31 protein-coding genes are annotated in these 23,481 nt (G+C 58.0%); 29 read left to right on the forward strand and 2 right to left on the reverse strand.

Going from position 1 to position 23,481, the window contains the following annotated elements; genetic code table 11:
* The first annotated feature begins 582 nt into the window (after positions 1 to 582).
* The 12 genes from JYP46_RS01390 to JYP46_RS01445 all read left to right on the forward strand — a co-directional run bounded on the left by JYP46_RS01390 (position 583) and on the right by JYP46_RS01445 (position 6,127).
* Positions 583 to 933, forward strand: coding sequence for a hypothetical protein (locus JYP46_RS01390; protein ID WP_244974822.1), 351 nt, complete (start codon positions 583 to 585; stop codon positions 931 to 933).
* A gap of 66 nt (positions 934 to 999) precedes the next feature.
* Positions 1,000 to 1,164: a hypothetical protein gene (locus tag JYP46_RS01395; RefSeq protein ID WP_206547027.1), complete on the forward strand. Its 165-nt coding sequence runs from the start codon at positions 1,000 to 1,002 to the stop codon at positions 1,162 to 1,164.
* A gap of 120 nt (positions 1,165 to 1,284) precedes the next feature.
* A complete protein-coding gene (locus JYP46_RS01400) occupies positions 1,285 to 2,037 on the forward strand; it encodes a hypothetical protein (RefSeq protein WP_206547028.1) in 753 nt (250 codons plus the stop codon).
* Complete coding sequence (locus JYP46_RS01405; protein ID WP_206547029.1) at positions 2,034 to 2,351, forward strand: hypothetical protein; 318 nt, start codon at positions 2,034 to 2,036, stop codon at positions 2,349 to 2,351. The genes JYP46_RS01400 and JYP46_RS01405 overlap by 4 nt, the downstream gene beginning before the upstream one ends.
* Entirely contained in the window at positions 2,327 to 2,704 is a 378-nt protein-coding gene (locus JYP46_RS01410; protein WP_222473805.1) for a RusA family crossover junction endodeoxyribonuclease, read from the forward strand. The genes JYP46_RS01405 and JYP46_RS01410 overlap by 25 nt, the downstream gene beginning before the upstream one ends.
* Positions 2,701 to 2,910, forward strand: a complete 210-nt coding sequence (locus tag JYP46_RS01415; RefSeq protein ID WP_206547030.1) for a hypothetical protein — start codon at positions 2,701 to 2,703, stop codon at positions 2,908 to 2,910. Before JYP46_RS01410 ends, JYP46_RS01415 begins: the two co-directional genes overlap by 4 nt.
* Entirely contained in the window at positions 2,907 to 3,293 is a 387-nt protein-coding gene (locus JYP46_RS01420) for a hypothetical protein (protein WP_206547031.1), read from the forward strand. Before JYP46_RS01415 ends, JYP46_RS01420 begins: the two co-directional genes overlap by 4 nt.
* Positions 3,294 to 3,300: 7 nt before the next feature.
* Positions 3,301 to 3,624: a hypothetical protein gene (locus JYP46_RS01425; RefSeq protein WP_206547032.1), complete on the forward strand. Its 324-nt coding sequence runs from the start codon at positions 3,301 to 3,303 to the stop codon at positions 3,622 to 3,624.
* Between the two features lie 106 nt (positions 3,625 to 3,730).
* Positions 3,731 to 4,015, forward strand: a complete 285-nt coding sequence (locus JYP46_RS01430) for a hypothetical protein (RefSeq protein WP_206547033.1) — start codon at positions 3,731 to 3,733, stop codon at positions 4,013 to 4,015.
* Complete coding sequence (locus JYP46_RS01435) at positions 4,012 to 5,121, forward strand: RNA-guided endonuclease InsQ/TnpB family protein (protein WP_206547034.1); 1,110 nt, start codon at positions 4,012 to 4,014, stop codon at positions 5,119 to 5,121. The genes JYP46_RS01430 and JYP46_RS01435 overlap by 4 nt, the downstream gene beginning before the upstream one ends.
* The gene (locus tag JYP46_RS01440) at positions 5,118 to 5,399 is read left to right on the forward strand and encodes a hypothetical protein (RefSeq protein WP_206547035.1); all 282 of its coding nucleotides are present in this window, start codon (positions 5,118 to 5,120) and stop codon (positions 5,397 to 5,399) included. Before JYP46_RS01435 ends, JYP46_RS01440 begins: the two co-directional genes overlap by 4 nt.
* A gap of 20 nt (positions 5,400 to 5,419) precedes the next feature.
* Positions 5,420 to 6,127 (forward strand): hypothetical protein, encoded by a 708-nt coding sequence (locus JYP46_RS01445; protein WP_206547036.1) that lies wholly within the window; start codon positions 5,420 to 5,422, stop codon positions 6,125 to 6,127.
* A 531-nt stretch (positions 6,128 to 6,658) separates the two neighbouring features.
* On the opposite strand, the gene JYP46_RS01450 is transcribed toward JYP46_RS01445, so the two are convergent.
* A complete protein-coding gene (locus JYP46_RS01450; RefSeq protein ID WP_206547037.1) occupies positions 6,659 to 6,805 on the reverse strand; it encodes a hypothetical protein in 147 nt (48 codons plus the stop codon).
* Between the two features lie 144 nt (positions 6,806 to 6,949).
* Complete coding sequence (locus tag JYP46_RS01455; RefSeq protein ID WP_206547038.1) at positions 6,950 to 7,222, reverse strand: hypothetical protein; 273 nt, start codon at positions 7,220 to 7,222, stop codon at positions 6,950 to 6,952.
* Positions 7,223 to 7,434: 212 nt separating this feature from the next.
* Between JYP46_RS01455 and JYP46_RS01460 the strand changes: the two genes are divergently transcribed.
* The 17 genes from JYP46_RS01460 (at position 7,435) to JYP46_RS01540 (ending at position 23,404) form a co-directional block, all read left to right on the forward strand.
* Positions 7,435 to 7,773, forward strand: a complete 339-nt coding sequence (locus JYP46_RS01460) for a hypothetical protein (RefSeq protein WP_206547039.1) — start codon at positions 7,435 to 7,437, stop codon at positions 7,771 to 7,773.
* A 50-nt stretch (positions 7,774 to 7,823) separates the two neighbouring features.
* Positions 7,824 to 8,195 carry a DUF5681 domain-containing protein gene (locus JYP46_RS01465; protein ID WP_206547040.1) on the forward strand — a complete coding sequence of 124 codons (372 nt, stop codon included), beginning with the start codon at positions 7,824 to 7,826 and terminating at the stop codon, positions 8,193 to 8,195.
* On the forward strand, positions 8,095 to 9,516 hold the full coding sequence (locus tag JYP46_RS01470) for a terminase large subunit domain-containing protein (RefSeq protein WP_206547041.1): 1,422 nt from the start codon (positions 8,095 to 8,097) through the stop codon (positions 9,514 to 9,516). Before JYP46_RS01465 ends, JYP46_RS01470 begins: the two co-directional genes overlap by 101 nt.
* Complete coding sequence (locus JYP46_RS01475) at positions 9,516 to 11,735, forward strand: cell envelope integrity TolA family protein (protein WP_206547042.1); 2,220 nt, start codon at positions 9,516 to 9,518, stop codon at positions 11,733 to 11,735. The genes JYP46_RS01470 and JYP46_RS01475 overlap by 1 nt, the downstream gene beginning before the upstream one ends.
* On the forward strand, positions 11,728 to 11,961 hold the full coding sequence (locus JYP46_RS01480) for a hypothetical protein (RefSeq protein WP_206547043.1): 234 nt from the start codon (positions 11,728 to 11,730) through the stop codon (positions 11,959 to 11,961). Before JYP46_RS01475 ends, JYP46_RS01480 begins: the two co-directional genes overlap by 8 nt.
* Before the next feature lie 27 nt (positions 11,962 to 11,988).
* Entirely contained in the window at positions 11,989 to 12,978 is a 990-nt protein-coding gene (locus tag JYP46_RS01485) for a hypothetical protein (protein WP_206547044.1), read from the forward strand.
* An 18-nt stretch (positions 12,979 to 12,996) separates the two neighbouring features.
* On the forward strand, positions 12,997 to 13,986 hold the full coding sequence (locus JYP46_RS01490; protein WP_206547045.1) for a DUF5309 domain-containing protein: 990 nt from the start codon (positions 12,997 to 12,999) through the stop codon (positions 13,984 to 13,986).
* Between the two features lie 67 nt (positions 13,987 to 14,053).
* A complete protein-coding gene (locus JYP46_RS01495; protein WP_206547046.1) occupies positions 14,054 to 14,221 on the forward strand; it encodes a hypothetical protein in 168 nt (55 codons plus the stop codon).
* A gap of 2 nt (positions 14,222 to 14,223) precedes the next feature.
* Positions 14,224 to 14,547 (forward strand): hypothetical protein, encoded by a 324-nt coding sequence (locus JYP46_RS01500; protein WP_206547047.1) that lies wholly within the window; start codon positions 14,224 to 14,226, stop codon positions 14,545 to 14,547.
* Positions 14,547 to 15,137, forward strand: a complete 591-nt coding sequence (locus JYP46_RS01505; RefSeq protein WP_206547048.1) for a phage adaptor protein — start codon at positions 14,547 to 14,549, stop codon at positions 15,135 to 15,137. Before JYP46_RS01500 ends, JYP46_RS01505 begins: the two co-directional genes overlap by 1 nt.
* On the forward strand, positions 15,134 to 15,742 hold the full coding sequence (locus JYP46_RS01510; protein ID WP_206547049.1) for a phage adaptor protein: 609 nt from the start codon (positions 15,134 to 15,136) through the stop codon (positions 15,740 to 15,742). Before JYP46_RS01505 ends, JYP46_RS01510 begins: the two co-directional genes overlap by 4 nt.
* The gene (locus tag JYP46_RS01515) at positions 15,739 to 17,406 is read left to right on the forward strand and encodes a hypothetical protein (protein WP_206547050.1); all 1,668 of its coding nucleotides are present in this window, start codon (positions 15,739 to 15,741) and stop codon (positions 17,404 to 17,406) included. Before JYP46_RS01510 ends, JYP46_RS01515 begins: the two co-directional genes overlap by 4 nt.
* Complete coding sequence (locus JYP46_RS01520) at positions 17,403 to 17,873, forward strand: tudor domain-containing protein (RefSeq protein ID WP_206547051.1); 471 nt, start codon at positions 17,403 to 17,405, stop codon at positions 17,871 to 17,873. Before JYP46_RS01515 ends, JYP46_RS01520 begins: the two co-directional genes overlap by 4 nt.
* A complete protein-coding gene (locus JYP46_RS01525; protein ID WP_206547052.1) occupies positions 17,873 to 18,889 on the forward strand; it encodes a hypothetical protein in 1,017 nt (338 codons plus the stop codon). The genes JYP46_RS01520 and JYP46_RS01525 overlap by 1 nt, the downstream gene beginning before the upstream one ends.
* A gap of 2 nt (positions 18,890 to 18,891) precedes the next feature.
* Positions 18,892 to 19,389, forward strand: a complete 498-nt coding sequence (locus tag JYP46_RS01530; protein WP_206547053.1) for a hypothetical protein — start codon at positions 18,892 to 18,894, stop codon at positions 19,387 to 19,389.
* Positions 19,389 to 21,377, forward strand: a complete 1,989-nt coding sequence (locus JYP46_RS01535; protein WP_206547054.1) for a hypothetical protein — start codon at positions 19,389 to 19,391, stop codon at positions 21,375 to 21,377. The genes JYP46_RS01530 and JYP46_RS01535 overlap by 1 nt, the downstream gene beginning before the upstream one ends.
* On the forward strand, positions 21,374 to 23,404 hold the full coding sequence (locus JYP46_RS01540; protein ID WP_206547055.1) for a hypothetical protein: 2,031 nt from the start codon (positions 21,374 to 21,376) through the stop codon (positions 23,402 to 23,404). The genes JYP46_RS01535 and JYP46_RS01540 overlap by 4 nt, the downstream gene beginning before the upstream one ends.
* Positions 23,405 to 23,481 lie beyond the last annotated feature (77 nt).

Consider the following 23,481-nt stretch of genomic DNA (forward strand, 5'->3'; position numbering starts at 1 on the left):
ATCCTCCCAAGCCGCGTATGCCGGGGAGGTTTTTCCTCCTCCGTTCGCCTCCCCGGCAACCCAATTCTACAGCCCCTGGAAGACGAAGCGCGAAGGGTTCTGGTTATGAGCTTGCCAAAGATTTTGTCGTCGGCTTCTGGAGCCTTCCTTGTTGGCGCTCTCTTGATCGCTCCTATGGGGGATATCTGGTCGGCGGTGTTGATCATCGGGTCAATACAATACTCGGTCGCCGGTCTGATCATCCGCGAGATCAGGAGGGGATAACATGCAGCCGGCAGTTGTCATTATCCGCCTTCAATACCAGCGGCGACCTGAGGGGGAAGCTGGATTCGAGGACACTACCAGCTTCCCCATGCGCGCGGCGGTGCGCATTCAAGAATTTGCCGGGCCTATAAAGGCCGCCCGAAGCCTTTTCACGCGAGCGCTCTTCAATCTTCGCCAAAAGTCGCTGAGCTGCTTCCGCGTAGGTTTCCAAAAGTCCGTTCCTTCCATCGCTGAGTTCCAACAATCAGGAACCTACCGCGAAGGAGCGACAAGGTGTTGCCGAAAACCTGCAAGCGTTTGCCGAAACGAGGCAAGGAAATGAGTGACGTTGCATACGCACAGAGTTTGTTCAGGGAGGCGTTCCCCAAGTCCCGCTACGGGAAGGTGGATGCGCTTCTCTACGAAGCATACCGGTTTCTCAAGCCGAGGGTGGAGAACCGCATCGAGCGGCCCTTCACAATTCGGCGCTGTGAGACCCTGCACCGGGGGACTGCTCGGCGCGTCGATGGGGCCGAACTGGACGCCCTGAAAGAAGCACGGATTGAGGAAATGAAACGTGAGCGCAAAGAGATCATCGAGCGTTTGGCGGCTCTTGAGGGCCGTCTTGCCAGAAACGGTCCGCTATCGGCTAGCGAAACGCTTTCAGAAGGTCGCGATCAAGCGGCTTGATTGGGCCGATGAGATTTATCCGGAGGGCTTGGAAGCCCGCGCCCCGGAAGCTGAGGAGAATGAGTGATGACATTGGCATATATGAGTCTCGTCGGGCGTATTGGAAGTATCATCGGAATGGTCTGTGCTGCCATCTTCGAAGCTGACTTGTCTTACGTCATCGCCTTCGGGTTCCTGACGCTTCTTTTCCAGAGAGACCTTCACCGCGCCATGGACAAATTGGGGCGGTGAGATGAGCCCTTTCTCCCGTCCCCACCCCACCACTACAGAAACCCTATTAGGCGTTGTTCTTGTGGCAGCCATTGCTCTTGGTGCTCTGTACCTCGCTGCATGGATGCTGGGAGCGGTGTGATGGAGGATAAACGCACACTCATTTGGTGGAGTACTGGAGCCGCCAGCGCGATCATGTGTCGCCTTATGCTGCGTGAAGAACCGGAAGCTTTGATCGTGCGCTGCGAAACAAACAATGAAGACCCAGACAACTACCGCTTTGAAGCTGACGTTATGCGTTGGCTGGACGCATCGGTCACGCTCCTTCAATCTGACGAATATGCGAGCGTTTGGGACGTTTGGCAGAAGCGCCGTTATATGTCTGGCATTAATGGCGCACCTTGCACATCGGAGATGAAGATTGCGCCTCGGTTAGCCTTTCAGAAGCCCACCGACCTGCATGTATTCGGATACACGGCGGATAAAGAAGATTGCGACCGGTTCGACAGGCTGAAATCGAATTACCCTGAACTGAAAGTTCGTGCACCGCTGATCGAGCAAGGAATTACTAAAGCCGCCAGCCTGGCAATGGTGGAGCGTGCGGGGCTGGAGTTGCCACGATCCTACGCGATGGGTTTCCCCAATGCGAACTGTCTTCAGACAGGATGCGTGAAGGCGACCAGCCCGAACTATTGGGCTCTATATCGTCATCACTTCCCGGAGAACTTTGAGAGAACCGCCGCATATGCGCGAGAGATCGGGGCGCGGCTTACGCGTATCAACGATGAGCGCATGTTCATCGATGAAATACCGAATGATTGGCCAATGACGAAGCCAATTGTCCCCGCATGCGACTTCCTTTGTGCGTTGGCAGAGATGGATGACGCAGCATGACTATAGCACCAACGATCAAGTATGAAATCTTCATCGCGGGCGATATCCAGCAGGCTAAGCAGGTGTGTCGTGAGTTCTGTTTCGCGGAGGGCCTCTGCGTTACGGTCGAGCCGGTCACATACATTTACACTGGCGGCGAAGAAGAAGGCGTGCGGGTTGGCCTTATCAACTATCCGCGCTTCCCTACCAACAAAGATGATCTTGCGGCGGTAGCCCGCGACTTGGCGTCCAGCCTTATGCGCCGGCTTTGCCAGCACTCCTACAGTATCGTTGGGCCGGATGAAACGGAATGGATTTCGCGGAGGCCTTCATGATCCGCCTATCTCTCCCATACCCGCCTAGTGCCTGGGACTTATACACCGGGTGGGGCAAGTCGCGCCGTCTATCGGGCGAGTATCGCAAATGGCGAGAGGATTGCGGCCACTTCATTCGCGGCAGGAATGAGCATCCAATTAGCGTGCCGTTCTCCTGCTCCATAGCCTTGAAACGCCCGAACAAGCGGCAGGATCTGGACAATCGAAGCAAGGCGATTTTGGACGCGCTCCAGCACTACGGGGTGATCAAGAACGACAACCTTCTGGAGCGCCTAACGATGCAATGGGACGCCGGTCTTGACGCTGAATGCGTTGTGATCGTGCAGCCAGCAGAAGAGGCGATGGCAGCATGACCCGCTTCACCAAGCAAGAGCTATGCGAGATTTTCGCAGGCGAGATAGCGGCGATCAAGGATTTCGCGGCCCTTCATCGCAAGAAGGGTGATCGCCCAGAAGCATGGTTTTCACAGCAGGATCGCCGCTTAGCAGCGCATCAGCAAATCCTCGGATGGCTGAAGCAGGCAGCAGAGCGCGACCGGAAAGAGGAGATGCAGCAGTGAAGAAGCTCAGAACACCGGAGCCGGAAGGCTTCACCCGCTTCTGGAGCGAGTACGGCTACAAGGTCGGCAAGAAGGCTTGCCTCAAGCTGTGGGAACGCGAGGGGCTGGAGGATATTGTAGATGACATCTGCGCCTCCATCCCCGCCTACGACGCCCATCTAGCGGCCAATCCGTGGAAGCACAAGAAGCACCCGCACACATTCCTGAACGGCGCGCATTGGGAAGACGAATACCCAGAGGCACAGCGCCCCCAGACCTCTCTAACAGCGGCCCGATCCATCCTTCAAAGACTGGAGCGCGAAAGTGAACACGGAAGGCAAGAAACGCTCATTGATGGCAATTACGATCATGCTCAACAGCTTCCCAGCACAGAGTGGCATTGATCCTGAGATGCTTATCACGAGCTTCCTTGAGTGTGTCGATGAGTTCTCGCCGGAAGCGGTCGAGGCTGCATGCCTGCGCTATCGCAAGGGCGAGGTGAAGGGCCATGACGGACGCTTTGCGCCTTCCACCGCCATGTTCACCCAGCAGGTGAAGGAGCGGCAGAAGATCATCCACCTCAAGAGCAACCGGGGCAGGGCGCTTCCTACGCCACAGACAGCCACAGACAGCGCTCCCATCGTCTCCAAGGAAAAGATGCAGGCTTTATCTGACTGCATGCATGGACGGCGCACATGGGACAGCCTTGCAGAACAGTACGGCGTGAAGACCTGACCGATGGTCAATTGGACCCGCGATCTATGGCGGCTGGCGATAGCCGACTGGGGAGACTGGGAACAACGCGAAGCAGATTATCACGAAGCGAAAAGAGAGCTTGAACATGGCTTGCAGCAAAGAAGCAATGGAAAGCAACCAGATTGCGAAGGCGTATTACGCGGGTGCGACCGCAGAGGAAATCTCAGAGCAGTACAACCGCTCGATCAAGTACGTGATGGAGCAGGTGCGGAAGTACGACCGTCAACAGAAGCGCGTGAGGCAGCAGATCGCAGCACGGCGCGCAAGAGAGCCGCTTAGGGCATCGGGCCAGTATCGCGACCTCACGGGCATGCTTATGGGCGATCCAGTGGTTGGCAGGGATGCCCTTTCCCGAAAGGAGGCAGCATGAGCAAGAAACCAGCGAGCGCAAACTCCATCGTCTACAGCGTTGATAGCGGGCGGGCCATGCAGAGACTCACCATCAAACTTCGCTTGCGCGACAAGCACTCCGCCGAACTTAATCGCCAAGCGCGTGCGGTGAATTTCGTCTGGAATTATTGCAATGAGACTAGCGGGAATGCGTGGCGAAGAGATCGCCGTTGGCTTTCCGGGTTCGATTTAGGCCGCCTTACCGCAGGCTCTTCTAAGGAGTTGGACCTACACGCACACACCATCAAGAATGTTTGCCAGCAGTTCTCCAGATCCAGAGATAAGGCCAAGCGTGCGTCCATCCGCTGGCGCGGTCGTAGGTCTCTTGGATGGGTACCGTTCAACACCGGTCATGTGTCGTTTGACGGAGATGCGCTGAAGTTTCGGGGCCATTGTTATCATCCTATGCACCTCAACCCGCGTCTGAAAGCAGGCATGAAGATCGGTGCCAGCAGCTTCAATGCAGACAGTAAGGGGCGCTGGTACATCAATCTGACTATCGAAGTTGAGTGCGCTAACCGCGCGGAATCTACGCATGTCGGCGTTGATCTCGGATTGAAGGACTTGGCCACGCTCAGCAACGGCAAAAAGATCGAGATGCCGCGCCTATTTCGCAGTAGCGAGGAGATGTTGGCGACGGCGCAGCGAGCGGGGAAGTCGAAACGCTCCCGCGCCATTCATCGTAAAATTGCTAACCGTCGCAAGGATTTCCTGCACAAGGCCAGCACGGCTTTGGCGAAAGAATACGGGCTCATCGTCATCGGCGATGTCAGTCCGTCGAAATTAGCTCAGACCAGGATGGCAAAGAGCGTGCTCGATGCTGGCTGGTCGGACTTCAAACGAATGCTCTCGTACAAGGCAATCATGCATGGCGGTGGCACCATTGAGGTTTCGGAGCGACTGACAACCCAGACCTGTTCGGAGTGCGGCTCTCTGCCGCCTTCGAGGCCGAAGGGTATCGCAGGTCTTGGAATAAGAGGATGGGAATGCAGTGAGTGCGGAGCGGTCCACGACCGCGACGTGAACGCAGCGAAGAACATTCTCCGTGTCGGACTGGACACGCTAGCAGTAGGAGCCTCGACATGAGCGCCGGAGCCATGAAACTCCGATCTTCAGGCCGAGGAGCAGTCACACCGGTAGAGCGCATGGCGGAAGCGATATTGGCAGAGCACGAAAGGAATGGTCGCTGCTATGGATACATGGCCCGCGCGGGCCTAGAGGCCATTCGAGAGCCAAGTCAAGCGATGATAGAGGCGGGCTCTCTCGCCTTTTCAGAAGCAGCCTTTGAATGCGGAAAGCCAAGCAAGGAAGCACTTCGCCATGCATGGCAGGTGATGATCGACGCGGCACTTTCCGAAACCTAGCGGCAACACACGAGGACAGCATGAAGATCAAAGCGCGCTCCAAGGCGGCAAAGCGCAGGGCAGGGAGGCCACGCAAGGAGGGGGTATTGCGTACCGAGAGCGGGCGTATCTCACGTTCTGCTGATTCAAAGGCGTTGGAGGAGCGCTTGACGCTGGAGGCGGCGACATGGAAGCGCCGGCAAAAATGGGTTGAGCCCGAAAGGGACGATAAGGGCAATATCACCGTCCCCGGATACTGGCACACCGATCAGAGCATGTCGATTGAGGAAGCCCGCAAGCCGGAGCATGGCTCTGTCATTCATGCATGGAAGGTGGCGCACGATAAGTTCATCAAGAAGCATGGCCCGGACGAGCCAAACCCCATGATGTTCACAGCCAGCGATTTGGAGACGGCGCGGAAGATCCACGAGGCATATATTGATTACCGCGTGGCAATCGCCTCACGCAATCCGCGCTCATCCAGTGACTTCGGCTCACCTGGTGGGTTTGATGGCTCCGATCCGTTCAACAGCGAGAAGGCTAAGCGCGACAAGAGCGCCATCAACCGGTGGGTTGGCGAGGACCGCAAGAGCGGCATTCGCGGGGCCATTCTCAAGAGCGGGCCTTTCGGCTTCATGGCTGTAGAGGCCATTGTGTTCGAGAACAAGGCAGCAAGCAGCATGATCGGAGACCTGCGCTTGGCTCTCAATGCGGTGGATAGAGCATCAAGGTTAAAGCGCGCCGCATGAGTGTTGATGTTTTTTACATCAGAAGGGCTTGACTTCATCCGGCGATTATGGGATGAAATGGGATAAGGCGCTTTGCGCCGATAGGCACCACGCCAAGCCTATTCGCTAGTCGTGCTTGCGATTGTGAGCGCACGACCGGCACATAAACAGAGGCTCGAAGGACTGCCATTCTTCGGTCGCGCACTAAACAACACCCGCCCCGCCTCTCAACGATGCGCCTCTGGGCGGGTTTTTCTTTCACAGCTAGCCCACCACTCCTCGAACAACACAGAAGCTCCCTAAGCCAAGCGGGTGCAGATGGTGGGCATCCTTCAAGAGCCATATGGCTCCATACGGTGAAGAAGCGCACGACAGGCTAACGCGGTTCTCCGGTCACATCCATTGCGCTTCATCGTCACAACGGAATTAGCGGAGATGCCAAGCAGCCGGGCACACTCGGCGTCGGAACGGGCAAGGCCAGCCGCTTTCATCGCGGCCAGCCATTCGGTGAATAGTTCAGGGGTCATAAATCCTCCAGTATTGGCGCATCAATCAAATGCCCATCAAATTGTTTGCGCGGGTGGTATCCAACAAATAGCCATTGACCCATCTCTGTGCTGTTCCGCCCCGTTCTCGACCATTCATGGCGCTGGAACCAATACCCAGCACCGCATTTGCATACCCATATTCGGTAGCCATTAACGCCTCTATACCCGTCGAAAGGCATCCATTGTGTAACGCGGCAATCAGCATCAGCGAAGTCGGTGGGCTCGAAATTCTTCTTTAGAAGCATGGCGGGTCAAATCCCGATCAAATGAGTGAGGCGGCTTCTGCCGCCCCTTCTCAGTCAATGTTGGCTGCAATCAGTTCGTGTGACGCATAGTCCGCACCGGTCCAGTTGCGCTGCGTCCAGCGGCGCTCGATGTCACGACGCTCGCATTCAAGCTCCCATTCGCGGTCGTGCAGGGCATTCCAAGCGTTGGAAAGTTCTTTCGTGATCTGCTCGCCAGCCTCAGCGCGATCGTTCATGTCGGCAAGCTGCGCCTGAACCGTGGCGATAGCTGCCTCATTCGCTGCGATATCTTTGTTGTACTGGCGCTTGGTGTACTTGGTCATGTCTCTCTCCTGTGTTGATGACCTATATATACAAGCTACTTGTATGATGGTCAATAGGAGAAATGCCAGAAAATCAAAATAATTTGTATGTTTCTCGCTAGCTGCAATATCCAACTGGGTTTGATTGCAGATGGTGGGCACCTAAACAGGACGCAGGCGGGATCGATCCGCGCCCGTCCTGAGCCGTCAGCAGACTTGGCTGGTACCCTAACTTGCTGGCGGCATCTCAATTCAGTGCAACCTTAGATTTTAATGCAAAAATTGCACAAAACTCCTCTCAGGAGCCCACCATGCCATCCACCGGGATACGCATACATCCAAAGCGCCCGGTAGCAGATGGCATTCTATTCGATGATCTGGAGAACTTCGGCCCCAAGGAGCGCGCATTCCTCGCTGCTCGTGGCGTCGTCTTCTGCACTCAATTCAAGGCCAATGGCAGAACCTACAGCGGCAACATCATCGCAACGTCTTGGGATCATGCAGAGAACATCGCATTTGGTCGCGGGCTTGATGAGGAAGTCATTGGTGTTTGCGTCAGGCCATCAGCATAACCACCCTCTCAGCAAGACCACACTGAAACAGGAAACCCCTGATAGCTGTCATGACTGAAGATACAGCAAAGAAACAGGATCACCTTTTCAAGCCCGGTCAGTCGGGCAACCCAAAGGGCAGGCCGAAGGGTGCGCGCTCCAAGCTGGGCGAAGCATTTCTAGAGGCGATGCACGACGATTTCAACGAGCATGGCGTGGAGGCAATCCAGAAGGTCCGTGCAGAAAAGCCAGATCAGTATCTGAAGGTCATCGCATCCATCCTGCCGAAAGACATGAATGTGAATGTCAATCAGACGGAAGGCTTGTCGGATGAGCAGATCATTGAGCGCATCCGCGCCCTCGACGCCACCATCAGACCTTTCCTCGACGCTTCAGGAGAGGATGCTGTTGACGGCGGAGCTAGCGCGCCGACAGCGCACTAACCGCCTCAAGCACTACAAGCCCTACGACAAGCAGAAAGAGTTTCACCACACCGTCAAGCGCGAACGTCTGTTCGTGGCGGGCAACCAGCTAGGCAAGACGCTGGCTGGCGCGGCAGAGACCGCAATGCATCTCACGGGCCGCTATCCGGATTGGTGGCAGGGCAGGCGCTTCGACAAGCCTATCGTGGCTATCGCTGGCTCTGAATCATCCGAGCTTACCCGTGATGGTGTGCAGCGCCTGTTGGTCGGGCCTCCTGATCGTGAAGAGGAATGGGGCACCGGCTTCATCCCGCAGGATACGATTTCAGGCCGCACCCGCAAGATGGGTGTTTCCAATGCGCTGGATACGGTCACGGTTCGGCACGTGTCGGGCGGGCAGTCTACGCTCTATCTCAAGAGCTACGATCAGGGCCGCTCCAAGTGGCAGGCCAACACAGTTGATTTCGTCTGGTTCGATGAAGAGCCGCCAGAAGACGTTTACTTCGAGGGCATAACGCGCACGAACGCCACGAAGGGCAGCGTCATGGTGACGTTCACCCCCCTCAAAGGCATGTCGAGCGTTGTGGCTCGCTTTTTCCTGGAGGAGAGTGACGACCGCGCCAAGGTCACGATGACCATTGAGGACGCGGAACACTTCACCCCGGAAGAGCGCAAGCAGATCATTGACGGCTATCCGGCCCATGAGCGTGAAGCGCGCACCAAGGGCATTCCGACGCTTGGCAGTGGTCTGATCTTCCCGGTGGTGGAAGAGAACATCATTGTTGAGCCTTTCGACATCCCGAAGATCTGGCCGCAGATCGGCGGCATGGACTTTGGTTACGATCACCCATTCGGCGCGGTTCGGATGGCATGGGATCGTGACAACGACACGGTTTACATCACCGCAGACTATCGAGAGCGACAGGCCACACCGATCATTCACGCGGCAGCATTGAAGCCGTGGGGTGACTGGCTCCCATGGTCATGGCCTCACGATGGATTGCAGCACGACAAGGGCAGCGGCGACCAGCTTGCCAAGCAATACGGCGATCAGGGGCTCAACATGCTTCCTGAGCGCGCCACGTTCGATGATGGGACGAACGGCGTGGAAGCTGGCATCTCGGACATGCTGCAACGAATGCAAACGGGCCGGTGGAAAGTCTTCTCCAACTGCCACGCATGGCTTGAAGAGCGCCGCCTGTATCACCGCAAGGACGGGAAGATCGTGAAAGAGCGTGACGATGTGATTTCAGCATCGCGCTACGCCTTGATGATGCTCCGCTTTGCCTGCGTGAAGCCGAACAATAAGGGCTGGGACTTCTCCCCCCGGAAGGTAGCTTAATGGCTGACAAGACCATGGACGAAGGGCAGTTCTGCTCCCTGATCGCGAACCTCGTCAAAGAGTGCGAGGCGTACCGCGATGAGCGTGCGTCTGATCGTGTCCGCGCCATGGAATACTATGACGGCACCATGAGCGATCTTCCGACGGACGAAGGCCGCTCCAAGGTGGTTTCTCGTGATGTTCGTTCGGCCATCAAGAAGGTCCTACCTTCGGTCATCCGCACCATTCTGAACAACGACAAGGTTGTTGAGTATGAGCCGGTCGGGCCGGGGGATGAGGAAGCAGCAGAGCAGGCAACGGATTACATCAATTACATCGTGTTCCCTGAGAGTGATGGGCGTGATGCTGTTGAGGATGCCGTGCTTGACGCCATGCGGCTGCGCAATGGCATTCTGAAATGGTGGTACGACAAGAAGACCGAGGTTTCGGTTTCCCACCACACCGGCCTTGATGAAATGTCCCTCGCCAAGCTGGTGGCAGATGACAATGTTGACGTGCTGGAGCATTCCGAGCGCGAAGAGTTTGTCGATACGGAAGAAGGCAAGATCGTCACTGTCGTTCATGACGTGAAGATCAAGCGTCTCACGACTTCGGGCCGACCGCGTGTCAAAGCCATCCCTCTGGAGAACTTCCTGATCCATCCCGACGCGGTGGATCTCGATGAAAGCCCCGTCATTGGCGAGAATTGCCGCCTGCGCCGCTCTGACCTGGTGGCAATGGGCTATGACCGTGACGTGATTGCCGACATTCCGGCAGCAGGTTCCAATTCCACGGAAGAGGAGTTCGAGGAAAGCACGCGCCGCCGTGACGTTTACGATCTGGATCAGGATGCAGACGACCCGGCCATGCAGGAGGTCGAGTACTACGAGCTTCTGGTGCGTGTGGACTACGACAATGACGGCATTGCCGAGTTGCGCCGTGTGGTCTTCGCAGGTGACATCAACGAAAAGTACCTGCTTGAGAACGAAGAGTGGGACGACATATATTACGGCGATGTGGTCTGTGAGCGCCGCCCGCACCAGTGGGAAGGCAATTCGATCACGGATGATGTGGCCGAGATCCAGAAGATCAAGACCGTTCTCCTGCGCCAGACGATGGACAACCTGTATTGGCAGAACAATCTTCAGCCGATTGTGCAGGAAGGCGCGGTAACGAACCCTGAATCGGTCCTGAGCCCGCAGTTTGGCCTTCCGATCAGGGTCAAGCAGGGCATTGATGTGCGTGGTGCGCTTGGAACGAACGCTGTCCCCTTTGTCGCCAAGGATTCCTTCGCCATGCTCTCCTATCTCGATGAAGAGATGACGGATCGCACGGGCATTTCCGATGCATCCAGCGGTATGGCTCCTGATGCGCTACAGAACATGACGGCCAAAGCCTCTGCCATGATCGAGCAGGCGGGCATCGGCCAGACTGAAATGATGGTTCGCACCATTGCGCACGATCTCAAGCGCATGTTCAAGGGCCTGCTAAAGCTGGTCATCCAGCATCAGGACAAGCCCCGCTCTATCCGCCTGCGCAATGACTGGGCCGAGTATGACCCGCGCACATGGAATGCGGGCATGGACGCCACGGTAAACACCGGCCTTGGTGCTGGCACCCGTGAGCGCGACATGATGGTGATGGGCCAGATCATGGGCCTTCAGGAGAAGCTTCTTGCGGCCTTCGGGGCCGAGAGCAACCCTTATGTGAAGCCTGACAACCTGTACAACTCCATCGCCAAGCAGGCAGAGGCGGCGGGGCTTCGCTCGGTGGATATGTATTTCACCAAGCCTGACCCGCAGGAGATCCAGGCGCTCATTCAGGCGCGTCAGAACCAGCCCTCGCCGGAAGAGCAGAAGGTGCAGGGCCAGATGCAGCTTGAGCAGATGAAGGCTCAGGTTGAAATGGCGCTCACTGACAAGAAGATGCAGGCCGATGCCGCCAAGGAAAAGGCGCAGATGGACGCCGACCTTCAGGTGAAGCTGGCTGAGCTTGAGAAAGAGACCGAGGCGCGCCGTCAGGAAATGCTCATCAACCAGCAGAAGGAGGCCGAGCGCCTTGCCTTCGAGCGCTGGAAAGAAGAGCAGAAGCTTATGCTTGAGCGTGAGAAGATGGACCGCGAAGACGCCCGCGCTACGATGAAGTATCAGGCCGACATCCAGAAGGCGCAGGCCGCAAGCATCGGTAGGGCTTTCGAGCGCAACGAGAAGGCAGAGGCGCAGGAGCAGGCCGATGTCTGAGCGCTCCGAGGCCGCACAGGCCATCCTGTCCATTCCTCTCATGAGAGAGATATTCGCAGAGTTTGAAGAGGCGGCAGTTAACGCCTGTCTCTACGCAAAATACGACGACCACGAGGCCCGCCAAGCGCATGCAGCGGAAGCCCGTGCCGTGAGAAACGTGCTGAGCAGATTGGAAGCCGTCGCCAACGAGGGCCAACCCAAGCCAGCGCGAAAAGCGCCTGCATAGGGCAGCGCAGCAAACAGGGAACTACCCATGACAATCGAAGAGAGCGCCAACCTGGTGGAAGCCGGGAGCGATGAACTTCACCCCTCCGACAGCATCGATAACCCGGAAAACCTTGACTATTGGGAGCCTGATGAAGAGGCCAACCCCGAAGCCGAGGGCGACGAAGGGACCGATGGCGATAGTGAGCCGGATGAGGCTGATGCTCCTGAAGAGGACGGCCAAGAGTCCGAAAATCCTGATGACGACGAAGCATCGGAAGAGACCGAAGGCGAGGCGGAAGACACCGACCAGCCCGAAGTTGACGATGACGTAACCGTCACCCTGCAAGGCGGCGAGCAGGTTCCTTTGAAGGAACTCAAGCTCGGTTACATGCGGGAAAAGGACTACCGCCACAAAACGATGGACCTTGGTGAACAGCGCCGGGGTCTTGAAGAACTGTCAGCCCGCGTCACTCGCTCGATTGACGCAATCGCGGAAGCTCTGGGCAACCAGATCCCCGACATGCCTGACGCCACTTTGGCGACGACCGATCCGAGCCGTTACGTTCGGGAAAAGGCCATGCACGAATCTGCAATGGCACAGGTCACGCAGCTCATCGAGAAGGCCAACGAAGCCAAGGACGTGGCAAGCACGCTTACGCAGGAGCAGCATCAGCAGGCCCTACAGGCCGAAAATGCCAAGCTCGCGGAAGCCTTCCCACAGACAGCTACCCCCGAAGGCCGCAAGAAGTTCTTTGACAGTGCCGCAAGCGCCGCAAAGGAACTCGGATACTCCGATGACGACATCATGGGCGTCACAGACCACCGCATGTTCAAGCTGGCGTATTACGCCCGCCTTGGCATGGAGGCTGAGCAAGCCAAGACAAAGGCCACTCAGAAGGTCGCGAAGGCACCGAAAGTCGCACCGACCAAGCGTCAAGCCAAATCGGCAACGCAGGTCAAGCGCAACAGGGACGCGATGAAGAGGCTGTCGCAAACCGGCTCATTGCACGACGCAATGAGGATCGATTTCGATTAGCTCACGAGGTGAACAATCATGGCAGCCCTTGCCAACACTTTCCAGACCACGGACGCCGTAGGCAACCGTGAAGAACTCTCCGATGTGGTCAACCGCATCACGCCGGAGGATACCCCGATCTACTCGCTCATTCCCAAGGGCAAGTGCGATTCCGTGCATCCCGAATGGGAGACGGATGACCTTGCTGCGCCGGCTGCAAACGCGCAGGCCGAGGGTGACGAGTACGATTTCGACGCGATCACGCCGCCTGAGCGCATGGGCAACTACACCCAGATCATGCGCAAGACCTTCATTCTGTCTGAAACTCAGGAGGCCGTGGACAACGCTGGCCGCGCTGAGAAGTTCAAGTATCAGAAGCTGAAGAAAGGCGTCGAGATCAAGAAGGACGTGGAATTCGCCATCGTGTCGAATACCGCTTCCGTCGCTGGCGCTACCCGTCAGTTCGGCTCGCTCCCCTCCTGGCTGAAGACCAACGTCAGCCGTGGTGCGACCGGTACCAACGGTGGTTACAACTCCGGCACCGGCCTGACCGTGGCCGCGACCAACGGCACCCAGCGCGCCTTCACCAAGGCTCTGCTCGATGACGTGATGGAGCAGGCATACAAGAGCGGCGGCAATGTCCGTCATCTCGTTGTCTCACCCTACGTCAAGAGCGTGTTCGTGTCCTTCATGAGCGATGCCAACGTGGCCGAGTTCCGTTACGCCGCAAGCGCGAATGGTCGCAAAACGATCATCTCCAACGCGGACGTTTACGAAGGCCCGTTCGGCAAGGTTCTGGTGCATCCGAACCGCGTCATGTCCACGGCAGCGACGGCCCGCAATGCCTTCCTGCTCGATACGGACATGCTGTCCTTCGACTGGCTCCGCAAGATCCACGAGGACAAGAAGGTTGCCCGTACCGGTGACGCCAAGAAGGGCGTTCTTATCGGTGAAGGCACTCTGCGCGTGAAGAACGAGAAGGGCCTCGGCGTCGTTGCCGATATCTTCGGCGTGGATGCCGCGACCTAACCGCATCTGACATTCCTGCAACCCAAGGGGCTGGCAATCGCTGGCCCCTTTTTCTTTGGAGAATTCCATGACCGAGCAGAACAAGAAAGCGCAGGATATCGAGTGCGAAATCAAGCGCGACTTTTGGGATAAGGACGGCGTGCGTCATCGCGAAGGCACGACCGTTACGCTTCCGGTTGAAGCCGCTCTCGAAGGCATCGAGTCCGGCGCACTGGCCCGCATCAAGAAGGGCTGAACATGACCATACGGGACGGTGATTGGACACTGGTGGACTTTGACCATTGGTCGGGCCGCTCCGTGTGGTCCTACTATGACGGCCAGACCACGCACATGAGGGTGGATTACCCCGTGGAAGGTCTGATCCGCCAGAACGAAGAGGAACGCAACAGCGCTCCCTCTGGCTGGAAAGGCGATTGGCACAAGGTCGCATCCGTGCCGCTCAACATGGCCTATTCCAGCGGGCTTGTCGAAGCGCAGAACCAGCACGACGACAAGTTTATCTCCAAGCTGCTCAACGACAGCGATTTCAGCAAATTCCGCACAAAAGAGGGCACGGTGTAATGGCTGTCTTTGCTGACTATCTCGATCTGCGCTTTGCTGTCACCGATCTAGTCGGCAACCGCTCCATCTCCGATGTGATGCCGCGCCTTGTTCAGATGGCAGAGACCAAGCTGAATCAGAAGCTGCGTTGCCGCCAGCAGATCACCGACGCCACGCTCACCTTCACCGATGGGGTTGCGCCTCTCCCGACCGGCTTTCTGGAAATGCTGCATGTGTTCGATCACAGCGGCCATCCCATGCGGGCAACGGACATTGCGCGAACGGTTTCCAGCCGCGCCCAGAACTCCCGCTATGCCATCAACGGTTCAAGCGTCCTGATCGATGGCTATTCCGGCGACAGGGATTGTAGGTACTTCACAGCCCTCCCGACGCTCACAAGCTCCTCCAGCGCCTCCAACTGGCTGCTCGAGGACGCACCCGACGTTTACCTCTACGCGGTCGGTGTCGAAGCCGCAAAGCATCTGCGTGATGCAGAGCTTGCCATGACGACCGGCGCACTTCTCGAACAGGCCATGGATGCGCTCAAGGTCGATGATGACCGCGCTCGCTGGGCCAATGCAACTGTTTTCGTGCAGGGGAATACGCCTTGAGCCTTTCCGATATTGCGCGGGCTGTCGCGATCAATTGCAGCCTTCAGGTTCCGTCCGCTGTGGTTTCGAGCGACGATCCTGACACGATCAAGATTCAGCAGTTTGCCAAGGAAGCGGCAGACGAGATTGCGCGCCGTGTGGATTGGGGCGAGCTTCGCATGCGTACCGGCGTTACCGGCACGGGCGCGAATGACGATCTTCTGATCAACTCCGATTTCTCCCGCCTGACACGCGGTCTTGCCGTCACCTACAACGGTGCGCCGGTACGTGGTGGCGTCTCGCCTGACGAATGGGCCTCTCTTTCGCCCGTGGAAGGCGCACCACGCTATTTCCGGCTGATTGGCGAGCGTATCTCGTTCTATCCCTTCCTGCCCTCTGGTGAACAGGCTGTGATCGTCTGGCAGACCCGCAATTGGTGCGACAACGGAACTGCCAACTGGCAGGCGGACACCGATAGCCCGCTCTTCCCCGAAAACCTTGTCACAAAGGGCGCTCTGTGGCGCATGAAGCGTCATCTTGGCCTCGATTATCAGGACTACGTTGCCGAGTTTGAAGCCGCGCTTGCGGACTATGCAAGCTTTGATGATGGCATGAGGCTACCGTGAGGGTCCGGCCTGCTCGCGGCGAGGTTCGCCAGACCGCCCGGAAGGAACCTGAAAACCGGCCCGTCAGCATTCCCGGCCCAATTCGTGGCTGGGTGGCAAGCGGGAGCCTTGCTGCTCCTGAGCCAGGTGGCGCAGAGGTTCTGGAGAACTTCTTTCCAACGGCTACGAGCGCCATTCTGCGCCGGGGCTCGGCCCGATATGCTACGCTTGGGGATGGCGACCTGCCGGTTACTGCGCTGTTCTCCTATCGCAATGGCAATCAGGAAGAACTCTTTGGCGCGACCGAAGATGCCGTCTACAACATTACGACCATCACGAGCGCCTTCAACTATCTGCTTGCGACCGAGACCGGCGATACGCTGGTAACGGACACCGGCGATAACTTTGGCGAACTCAGCACGTTCGGGCTCGATGTCCTTTCTGGGCAGACGGGCGGCGATTGGGTGGTGGTCCAGTTTGCCACCTCTGGTGGGGTCTTCCTGCGCGGTGTGAATGGTGAAGACACGCCCTTCGTCTACGATGGCACGACATGGGATACTGCCCCTGCCATCACGGGCGCGGTGCCGGAAGACCTGAACTATGTGTGGGTTTACAAAAGCCGCCTTTTCTTTGTGGAGAAGAACAGCCTCAATGCCTGGTATCTGCCGGTTGACAGCATCGGCGGTGCAGCGAGCAAGTTCCCGCTTGGCGGTGTCTTCAATCTGGGCGGCAAGCTTCTGTTCGGCTCTTCATGGTCTCTTGGAGACGGTGCGCAGGGCGGCTTGTCCGAGCAGTGCATTTTCGTCAGCACAGAAGGCGAGGTCGCAGTCTATCAGGGCGCTGATCCGGGGAGTGCAACAGACTGGTCTCTTGTCGGTGTCTATCGAATTGGCAAGCCGCTAGGCAAGCATGCATTCATCCGCGCAGGTGGCGATATCGTCATCTCGACCGACATTGGCAAGGTTCCGCTGTCTCAGGCCATCCAGCGCGATTATGCGGCGCTTTCTCCATCCGCCGTCTCTGCACCGATTGAAACGGCATGGAATGAGACGGTTGAGCTTCGCAGCGGTTCGCCATGGGTTAGCAAGGTCTGGCCTGACAAGCAGATGATGGCCGTTGCGCTTCCTACGGTCGATGGAACGGCCCCGGAATGGTTCGTTGCCAACACCAGAACTGGTGCATGGGGCAAGTTCACCGGCTGGAATGCCACGTGCTTGGAAGTCTTCAAGGGGCGCTTGTTCTTCGGCTCCACCGATGGCCGCGTTGTCGAGGCTATGGTTACGGGTCAGGACGAGGGGCTTCCCTTCACGGGCGTCTATGTCCCGATGTTCACCGATCTGGGCGCAGCGGGCTACAAGGCAACCGGTATGTGCCGCGCGGTTATCAAGGCGCGCTATCCCGTGCGGGAGCGTCTTTCCATCCAAGAGGATTACGAGGTCAATCTACCTCCAAATCCGGACGCAACACCCGTCAGTGACGAAAGCGTTTGGGGCTCTGCCGTCTGGGGTAGCTCCACATGGGGCACGGCGCAGAAAGCAAGCGTCTATCAAAACTGGCGCACCGTGACGGGTGGCGGTCACGCTCTGGCCCCTGCCGTCCAGATCACAAGCGGAGAAATCACGCCTCTGGATGTGGAAGTTGTCCGCACCGATCTGACGTTCAAAATCGGCGACTTCACGGTATGACGAACATTGTCTGGGGTAGCAGCCGAGAGCCGGAACTTAACGAGGCTCTTGGAAGCTGGTGCGCGGCCCATATCGAGGGTGTCAGCCGCCTGAACCCGCCATTCACAACGATGGGCGTCATCCAAGACGACCAGATCGTTGCCGTGATGCTCTACCACAATTGGGACCCGGATGCAGGCGTTATCGAGATAAGCGGCAGCGCCATCACGCCCAAGTGGCTCACGCGCCCCGTTCTCTGGAGCATGTTCGATTATCCGTTCAACGGCATGGGCAATCAGCTTGTGGCAATGCGCGTTTCAGAGCGCAACGTCATGTGGAACGGCAGGGGGCTTCCCCGCCTTCTGAAGTCCTACGGGTTCAAGTCGCATTTCATTCCCCGTCTACGTGGCCGTGATGAAGGCGAGATCCTTTACACGCTCACCGATGATGACTGGCGGGCCAACCGCTTTCACAAGGAAAACCGCTAATGGGCAAGAAGTCAGCGCCTCCGCCTCCTGATCCGCGCGAAACCTCCGCAGCACAGACCGGCACCAGCGTAGCGACCGCCATTGCCAATTCGTGGCTGGGGAATGTTGACCGCGTTGGGCCGGATGGCACCACTACCTGGTCGCAGTCAGGTGAAACGTCTTTCACCGATCCGTACACCGGTAAGACCTACACCGTTCCGCGCTTTACCGAGACGGTCAATCTCTCCCCGGAACAGCAGGCCATCTATGACCGAGAAAAGGCGGCTGAGAGCAACCTTGCTGGCCTTGCTGAGCAGCAGTCTGGATTCCTCAAAGACTACATGGCCCAGCCGGTTGACCTCAGCAATGAGGCTGTCGAAAGCCGGCTTTATGAGCTTGGCTCCAAGCGTCTCGATCCGCGTTTCCAGCGTGAGGAAGAGGCCATGCGGACCAACCTCATCAATCGAGGCATCCGCGAAGGCACCGATGCATTCAGCGCGGCCATGTCCGACTTCAATCAGGGTAAGAATGACGCCTATAACTCGCTGCTTCTGAGCGGACGTGGGCAGGCAGTGCAGGAGGCGCTTACCGAGCGCAACCAGCCGATCAACGAGATTTCGGCGCTCCTGTCCGGCGCGCAGGTCTCCATGCCGCAGTTCACGGGCGGGCAGATGCCGCAGATTCCGACCACGGATAATGCGGGCATCATCCAGCAGGACTACCAGAACCGTCTTGGCGCATGGCAGCAGAAGAACGCAATGATGGGCGGTCTGTTCGGTGGCCTCCTTGGCCTTGGCGGCAAGATGATCGGCCTTTCGGATGACGACACCAAGACCGACAAGCAGGTGGTGGGTGAAGTCGAACCCGGCATGAACCTGCATGCATACCGATACAAGGGTGAGCCGAAGAGCGCGCCGCTTCGTCTGGGCCTTATGGCTTCCGAAGTGGAGAAGAAGCACCCCGACGCGGTCAAGCGTGGCCGGGATGGCCTGCGTCGTGTTGACTATTCCAAAGCTCTTTCTCTGGAGGCCCGCTAATCATGTATCAGAAAGCGTCTCCGACGAAAGACAAGTACGGCAATTCTCTGGATATCGGCCAACCCAATGGCATGAATCCGTTTCAGGTTGGCGATGCAGCCATGCCGCAGGCCAGCGGGCTTATGGCAATGTCCGCGCCGATGCAGTCCCCGGACATGGGCGATGCGCAGGGGCTTATGGCTGCTCCAGCGCCCGTTGATATGGCGCAGGCCGCGCCTGATGGCAGGGATGCCGCTCTAGCGCAGTTGGCCGCATTCGCGCAGTTGAATGCACAGCCTCGCCAGCCAGTGCAGCGTCCGGTCCATCCCTTCAACCAGAAGATGGCGGATATGGTCGGGCTTCCTACGCAGCGTTCAACCCAGCCTGCTGGCCCGCCTGTTCACCCGTTCAATCAAAAGCTGGCGGATATGGTCGGGCTTCCCACCACTCGGTCGGCACAGCCCCAGCAGCGCCGGATTGATCCGCTGTCGCAGGCGCTTTTGAAACTTGGAGGGCGGTAATGGCTGTCGGTGATCTTCTCTTTGCCTTCGATCCTTCCAAGGAGAGCCCGGAGAGCGTCAAGAAAAAGCGCGCCATCGCAGAGGCCATCCTTGCGACGAACCGCGCCCCGCGAACCATTGGCGAGGGCCTTAACGCCCTTGGTGACGGCATCGTTGCCAATGTGATGAACCGCAGGGCATCAGAAGCCGAAGGTATGGGGCAGCAGAGCGCCCAGAAGGCTATTGCGGCGCTCATTGCGGGCAGTGATTTTGGCGGTTCTTCTGGCTCTAGCGCCTCTGGCTTTGCTGCCGAAGCGCCATCCATCCAGCCTGACTATGCCTCTCAGCGTGTTGCGCAGGCGCATAACGAAAGCGGCGGCTCTGATTGGCTCAAATATGCAAATCAGGGCGCTACTCGTAGCATGCCCCTGAGTGGAGATTTGACGAGCGCTCTTTCTTTCCTCCCTGAGCTTGGCGTTCAGATGGAGGTGTTCTCTGGGGGGCAGCCTGCCAAGGGATCTGGTGGCGCTCGCGTCGGCTCTACCCGTCACGATCACGGCAATGCGGCTGATGTGTTCTTCTACAAGGATGGCCGTCGCCTTGATTGGTCCAATCCTGAAGATGTGCCGATCTATGAGGAAATCGTTCGTCGTGGCCGTGCCGCTGGCATCACGGGATTTGGCGCTGGCGAAGGCTATATGCGCCCCGGATCTATGCATATCGGCTTTGGCGGCGAAGCCGTATGGGGTGCGGGCGGCAAGGGGGCGAATGCTCCTGATTGGCTTCGCAATGCTTACAACTCCCCCATGCAGGCGTCGAACCCCGTTCAAGCCATTAACGGCATCATGAACGATGGACCGGTGCAGGTTGCGGAATCCGAGGCCGATGTGCAGGCCATGGAAGCCGCCATGGCGCAGCAAAACCCACAGGCATTCAACATGCCAACTGGTGGAGCCGCCCCACAGCAGCCCGTACAGATGGCGCAGGCGTCCATGCCCAACCAGATGTCGGATGCTGAGGCATTGCGGCTTCTCGGCGCTCGTGCGGAGCCGCAGCCCATGCAGCAGGCACCACAGCCTATGCAGGCGATGAATAGTGGCCCAACCATGGAGCAGTTGCTACAGGCATCGCAGAACCCATGGCTGTCAGAGTCGCAGCGCGGCATTGTGAACATGCTCTTGCAGCAGCAGATGCAGCAGAACGACCCGATGCGACAGATGGAGATGGAGCGCGCACGGCTTGAGCTTGAGCAGATGCGCAACCCGCAAGAAAAGCTCATCAACGCGGGTGACGGAAATCTCTACAACCCGAATAGCGGCGAATGGATTAGCGCTCCCGGCAGAGACCAAGACGGTTTCCGCAGGGCGACACCTGAAGAAGCCGCGCAGTATGGCGCACCTGGTGGGCAGTTCGGTCCTGATGGTCGCTTCTATCCGATCAATCCGCCTTCCGGTACGGCTCTTAGTGTCGATCCAACAACCGGCGCAGTCACATTCCAGCAGGGTTCCGGCGTTAAGCCTCTCACGGAGGGACAGTCCAAGGATACCGTCTACGCGACCCGCGCAGAAGGCTCTCTTGGCACATTGGACAAGTTCGGGGATACGCTCACCAACCCGCTTGAACGCGCTGCCGAATATGACCCAACCGGCCTATTCCGGAGCAACCAGTCGCCAGAGTTCCAGCAGGCCAAGCAGGCGGGCGACGAGTTCTTGCAGGCCATTCTTCGCAAGGATACGGGCGCAGCGATCACGACCGACGAAATGCAGTCCTATGGCCGTACCTATCTTCCGATGCCGGGTGATGGCCCTGAAGTTCTTAGACAGAAGCAGGTGGCCCGCAAGCGCGCGCTCGAAGCTCTCAAGGCAGGTATGCCGCCGCAGGCCATCTTGCAGCAGGAAAAAGCGCTGGCTAACACCGCTGATCAGAGTAATTCAGATGCTATCCCAAGCGACGTTGACCCCGCCGATTGGGAATTCATGACGCCAGAAGAAAAGGCGCTCTTCCAATGACACCAGAACAGCAGAAAGCGCTTGCTCTTGCTCGTGCCCGTCGCAGGCGTCAGGAAGCGCAGGGGCAGGGCGGTCAGCCGCAAGAGCAGTCTGGCGGGGGATTCCTCCGTGATGTTGACAGCTTCATGCGTGGCGCGGCTGATATGGCTACCTTTGGTCTTGCTGATGAGATTTCGGCTGGTCTTGGCGCTCTAACGGGCATTGGTGGCGACTTTGGCGATTATTCGGGCAATCTCGAACGCCAGAGGCAAGAGCAGGCCATGCGGGATGAAGCCGACCCCATTTCCTCGACATTGGGCCGTGTGGCCGGTGGCGTTGGTAGCGGTCTTGGTCTTGCTCGTGGCGGATTGAGCCTTACGACGCGCCTTGCACCTAATGCTGGCCTCGGCGCTCGTATTGGCGCGGGTGCGGCTGAGGGTGCGGCATTCGGCGGCGCTTATGGCCTTGGTTCCGGAGAAGGCGTCAGTGGGCGCTTGCAGAGTGGCGTTAAGGATGCTGCTCTAGGTGCGGCTTTCGGTGGCGCTTTCCCGGTCGTCGCGAAAGGTGCTTCTGCCGGTGCGCGGGCTATTATGGATTCCCGCGTTGGACGTGAGGTTGCCAAGCGTACAGGCGTCAATCCAGAAGTATTGCGGATGCTGGGAACCTCGATGCAGGCGGACGATACGCTTGGCCCTCGTGGTGCAGCCAATATGCGCCGTGCCGGGTCTGAAGCCATGCTTGCAGATGCTGGGCCGAATTCACGCTCCATTCTCGACACCGCTATTCAGCGCGGTGGTCCGGGTGGGGTGCAGGCACAGCGGGCAATCTCTGAGCGCGCATCTCGTGGCGCTCGTGACCTCACTGCTGCGCTCGATGACACGATGGGCCGCCCCGGCCAAAGTATGTCGCGGGAGATGGTCGTCTATGGCGATAAGACCAACCCCATGAGCCTGATCTACAAGCGCGCTTATGATACACCTATCGACTATTCCAACCCATTGGCAATGCGCATCGAGAAGGCCGTTAAAGGACGCGTTCCTCCGTCTGCCATCCGTGCGGCGAACGAGCTTATGCGCGTGGAAGGCAATCAGTCGAAGCAGATCATGGCAAAGCTTGCCGATGACGGTTCTGTGGTCTTTGAAACCCTTCCTGACGTGCGCCAGTTGGATTACATCACACGGGGCCTCAATGAGGTTGCGGAGCAGGCAAACGGGCAGGGCAAGCTTGGTGGAACGACCGCCACAGGCCGCGCTTATGCCAATCTCTCTCGTGAGATCCGCAACGACCTGAAAGAGCTTGTGCCGGAATACAAGACTGCGCTCGACAGGGCCGGTACTGAAATCCGTAAGGTTAAGGCGGAAGAGTTCGGCACAAAGCTTCTGTCACCATCCGTTACGCGTGACCAGGTGAAAGAGTTCGTCCAAGACATCCCGGAGGCAGAGCGCGGGAAGCTGATGCAGGGCGTCCGTCAGCAAATTGACGACGCAATGGCGCGCGTTACTCGTACCGTTCAGGATGGCGACGTTGATGCACGAGAAGCGGTTAAGGCGCTCAAAGACCTTTCCAGCCGCTCCAATCGTGAAAAGCTGGCAGCAGCAATTGGCAAAGAAAAAGCTGATCGGCTGTTCAGTGAGGTTGACCGCGTTGCCACCTCCTTTGACCTCCGCGCCTCGGTTGCGGAGAACTCGAAGACATACGCCAGACAGGCAACTGATCGCCGTATCAAGGACATGACTGGCCCCGGACCTGTTGGGCGGTTGGCACAGGGTGAGCCTGTCAATGCGACCAAGCGAATTGTTCAGCTTCTTACCGGGAAAACGCCTGAGAAAATTCAGGCTCGCGAAGATGCCGTCTATTCGCAGCTCGCTAATCTTCTAACGAGGCCGCAGGCATCAGCGCAACGTGTCTTCTCTGGCATGAACGAAATGAGCCGTCGAGAGATAGCAAATGCGCTTCTTGCTGACCGTATCAATCAAAATATGAATCGCGCTTCGCCTGCTCTCGTTTATCCCACCACCGGCCTATTAGGAGGCACAAGCCAACGATAGACAGGCAAACCAAGACGAGGAGCGGCAAGCCCCACTCGTCAGCCTTGCTATCGAGCCAGCGCACCATGAGGGTGCAG

The organism is Nitratireductor aquimarinus, from assembly GCF_017255295.1.
GTDB classification, from domain to species: Bacteria; Pseudomonadota; Alphaproteobacteria; order Rhizobiales; family Rhizobiaceae; genus Nitratireductor; species Nitratireductor aquimarinus.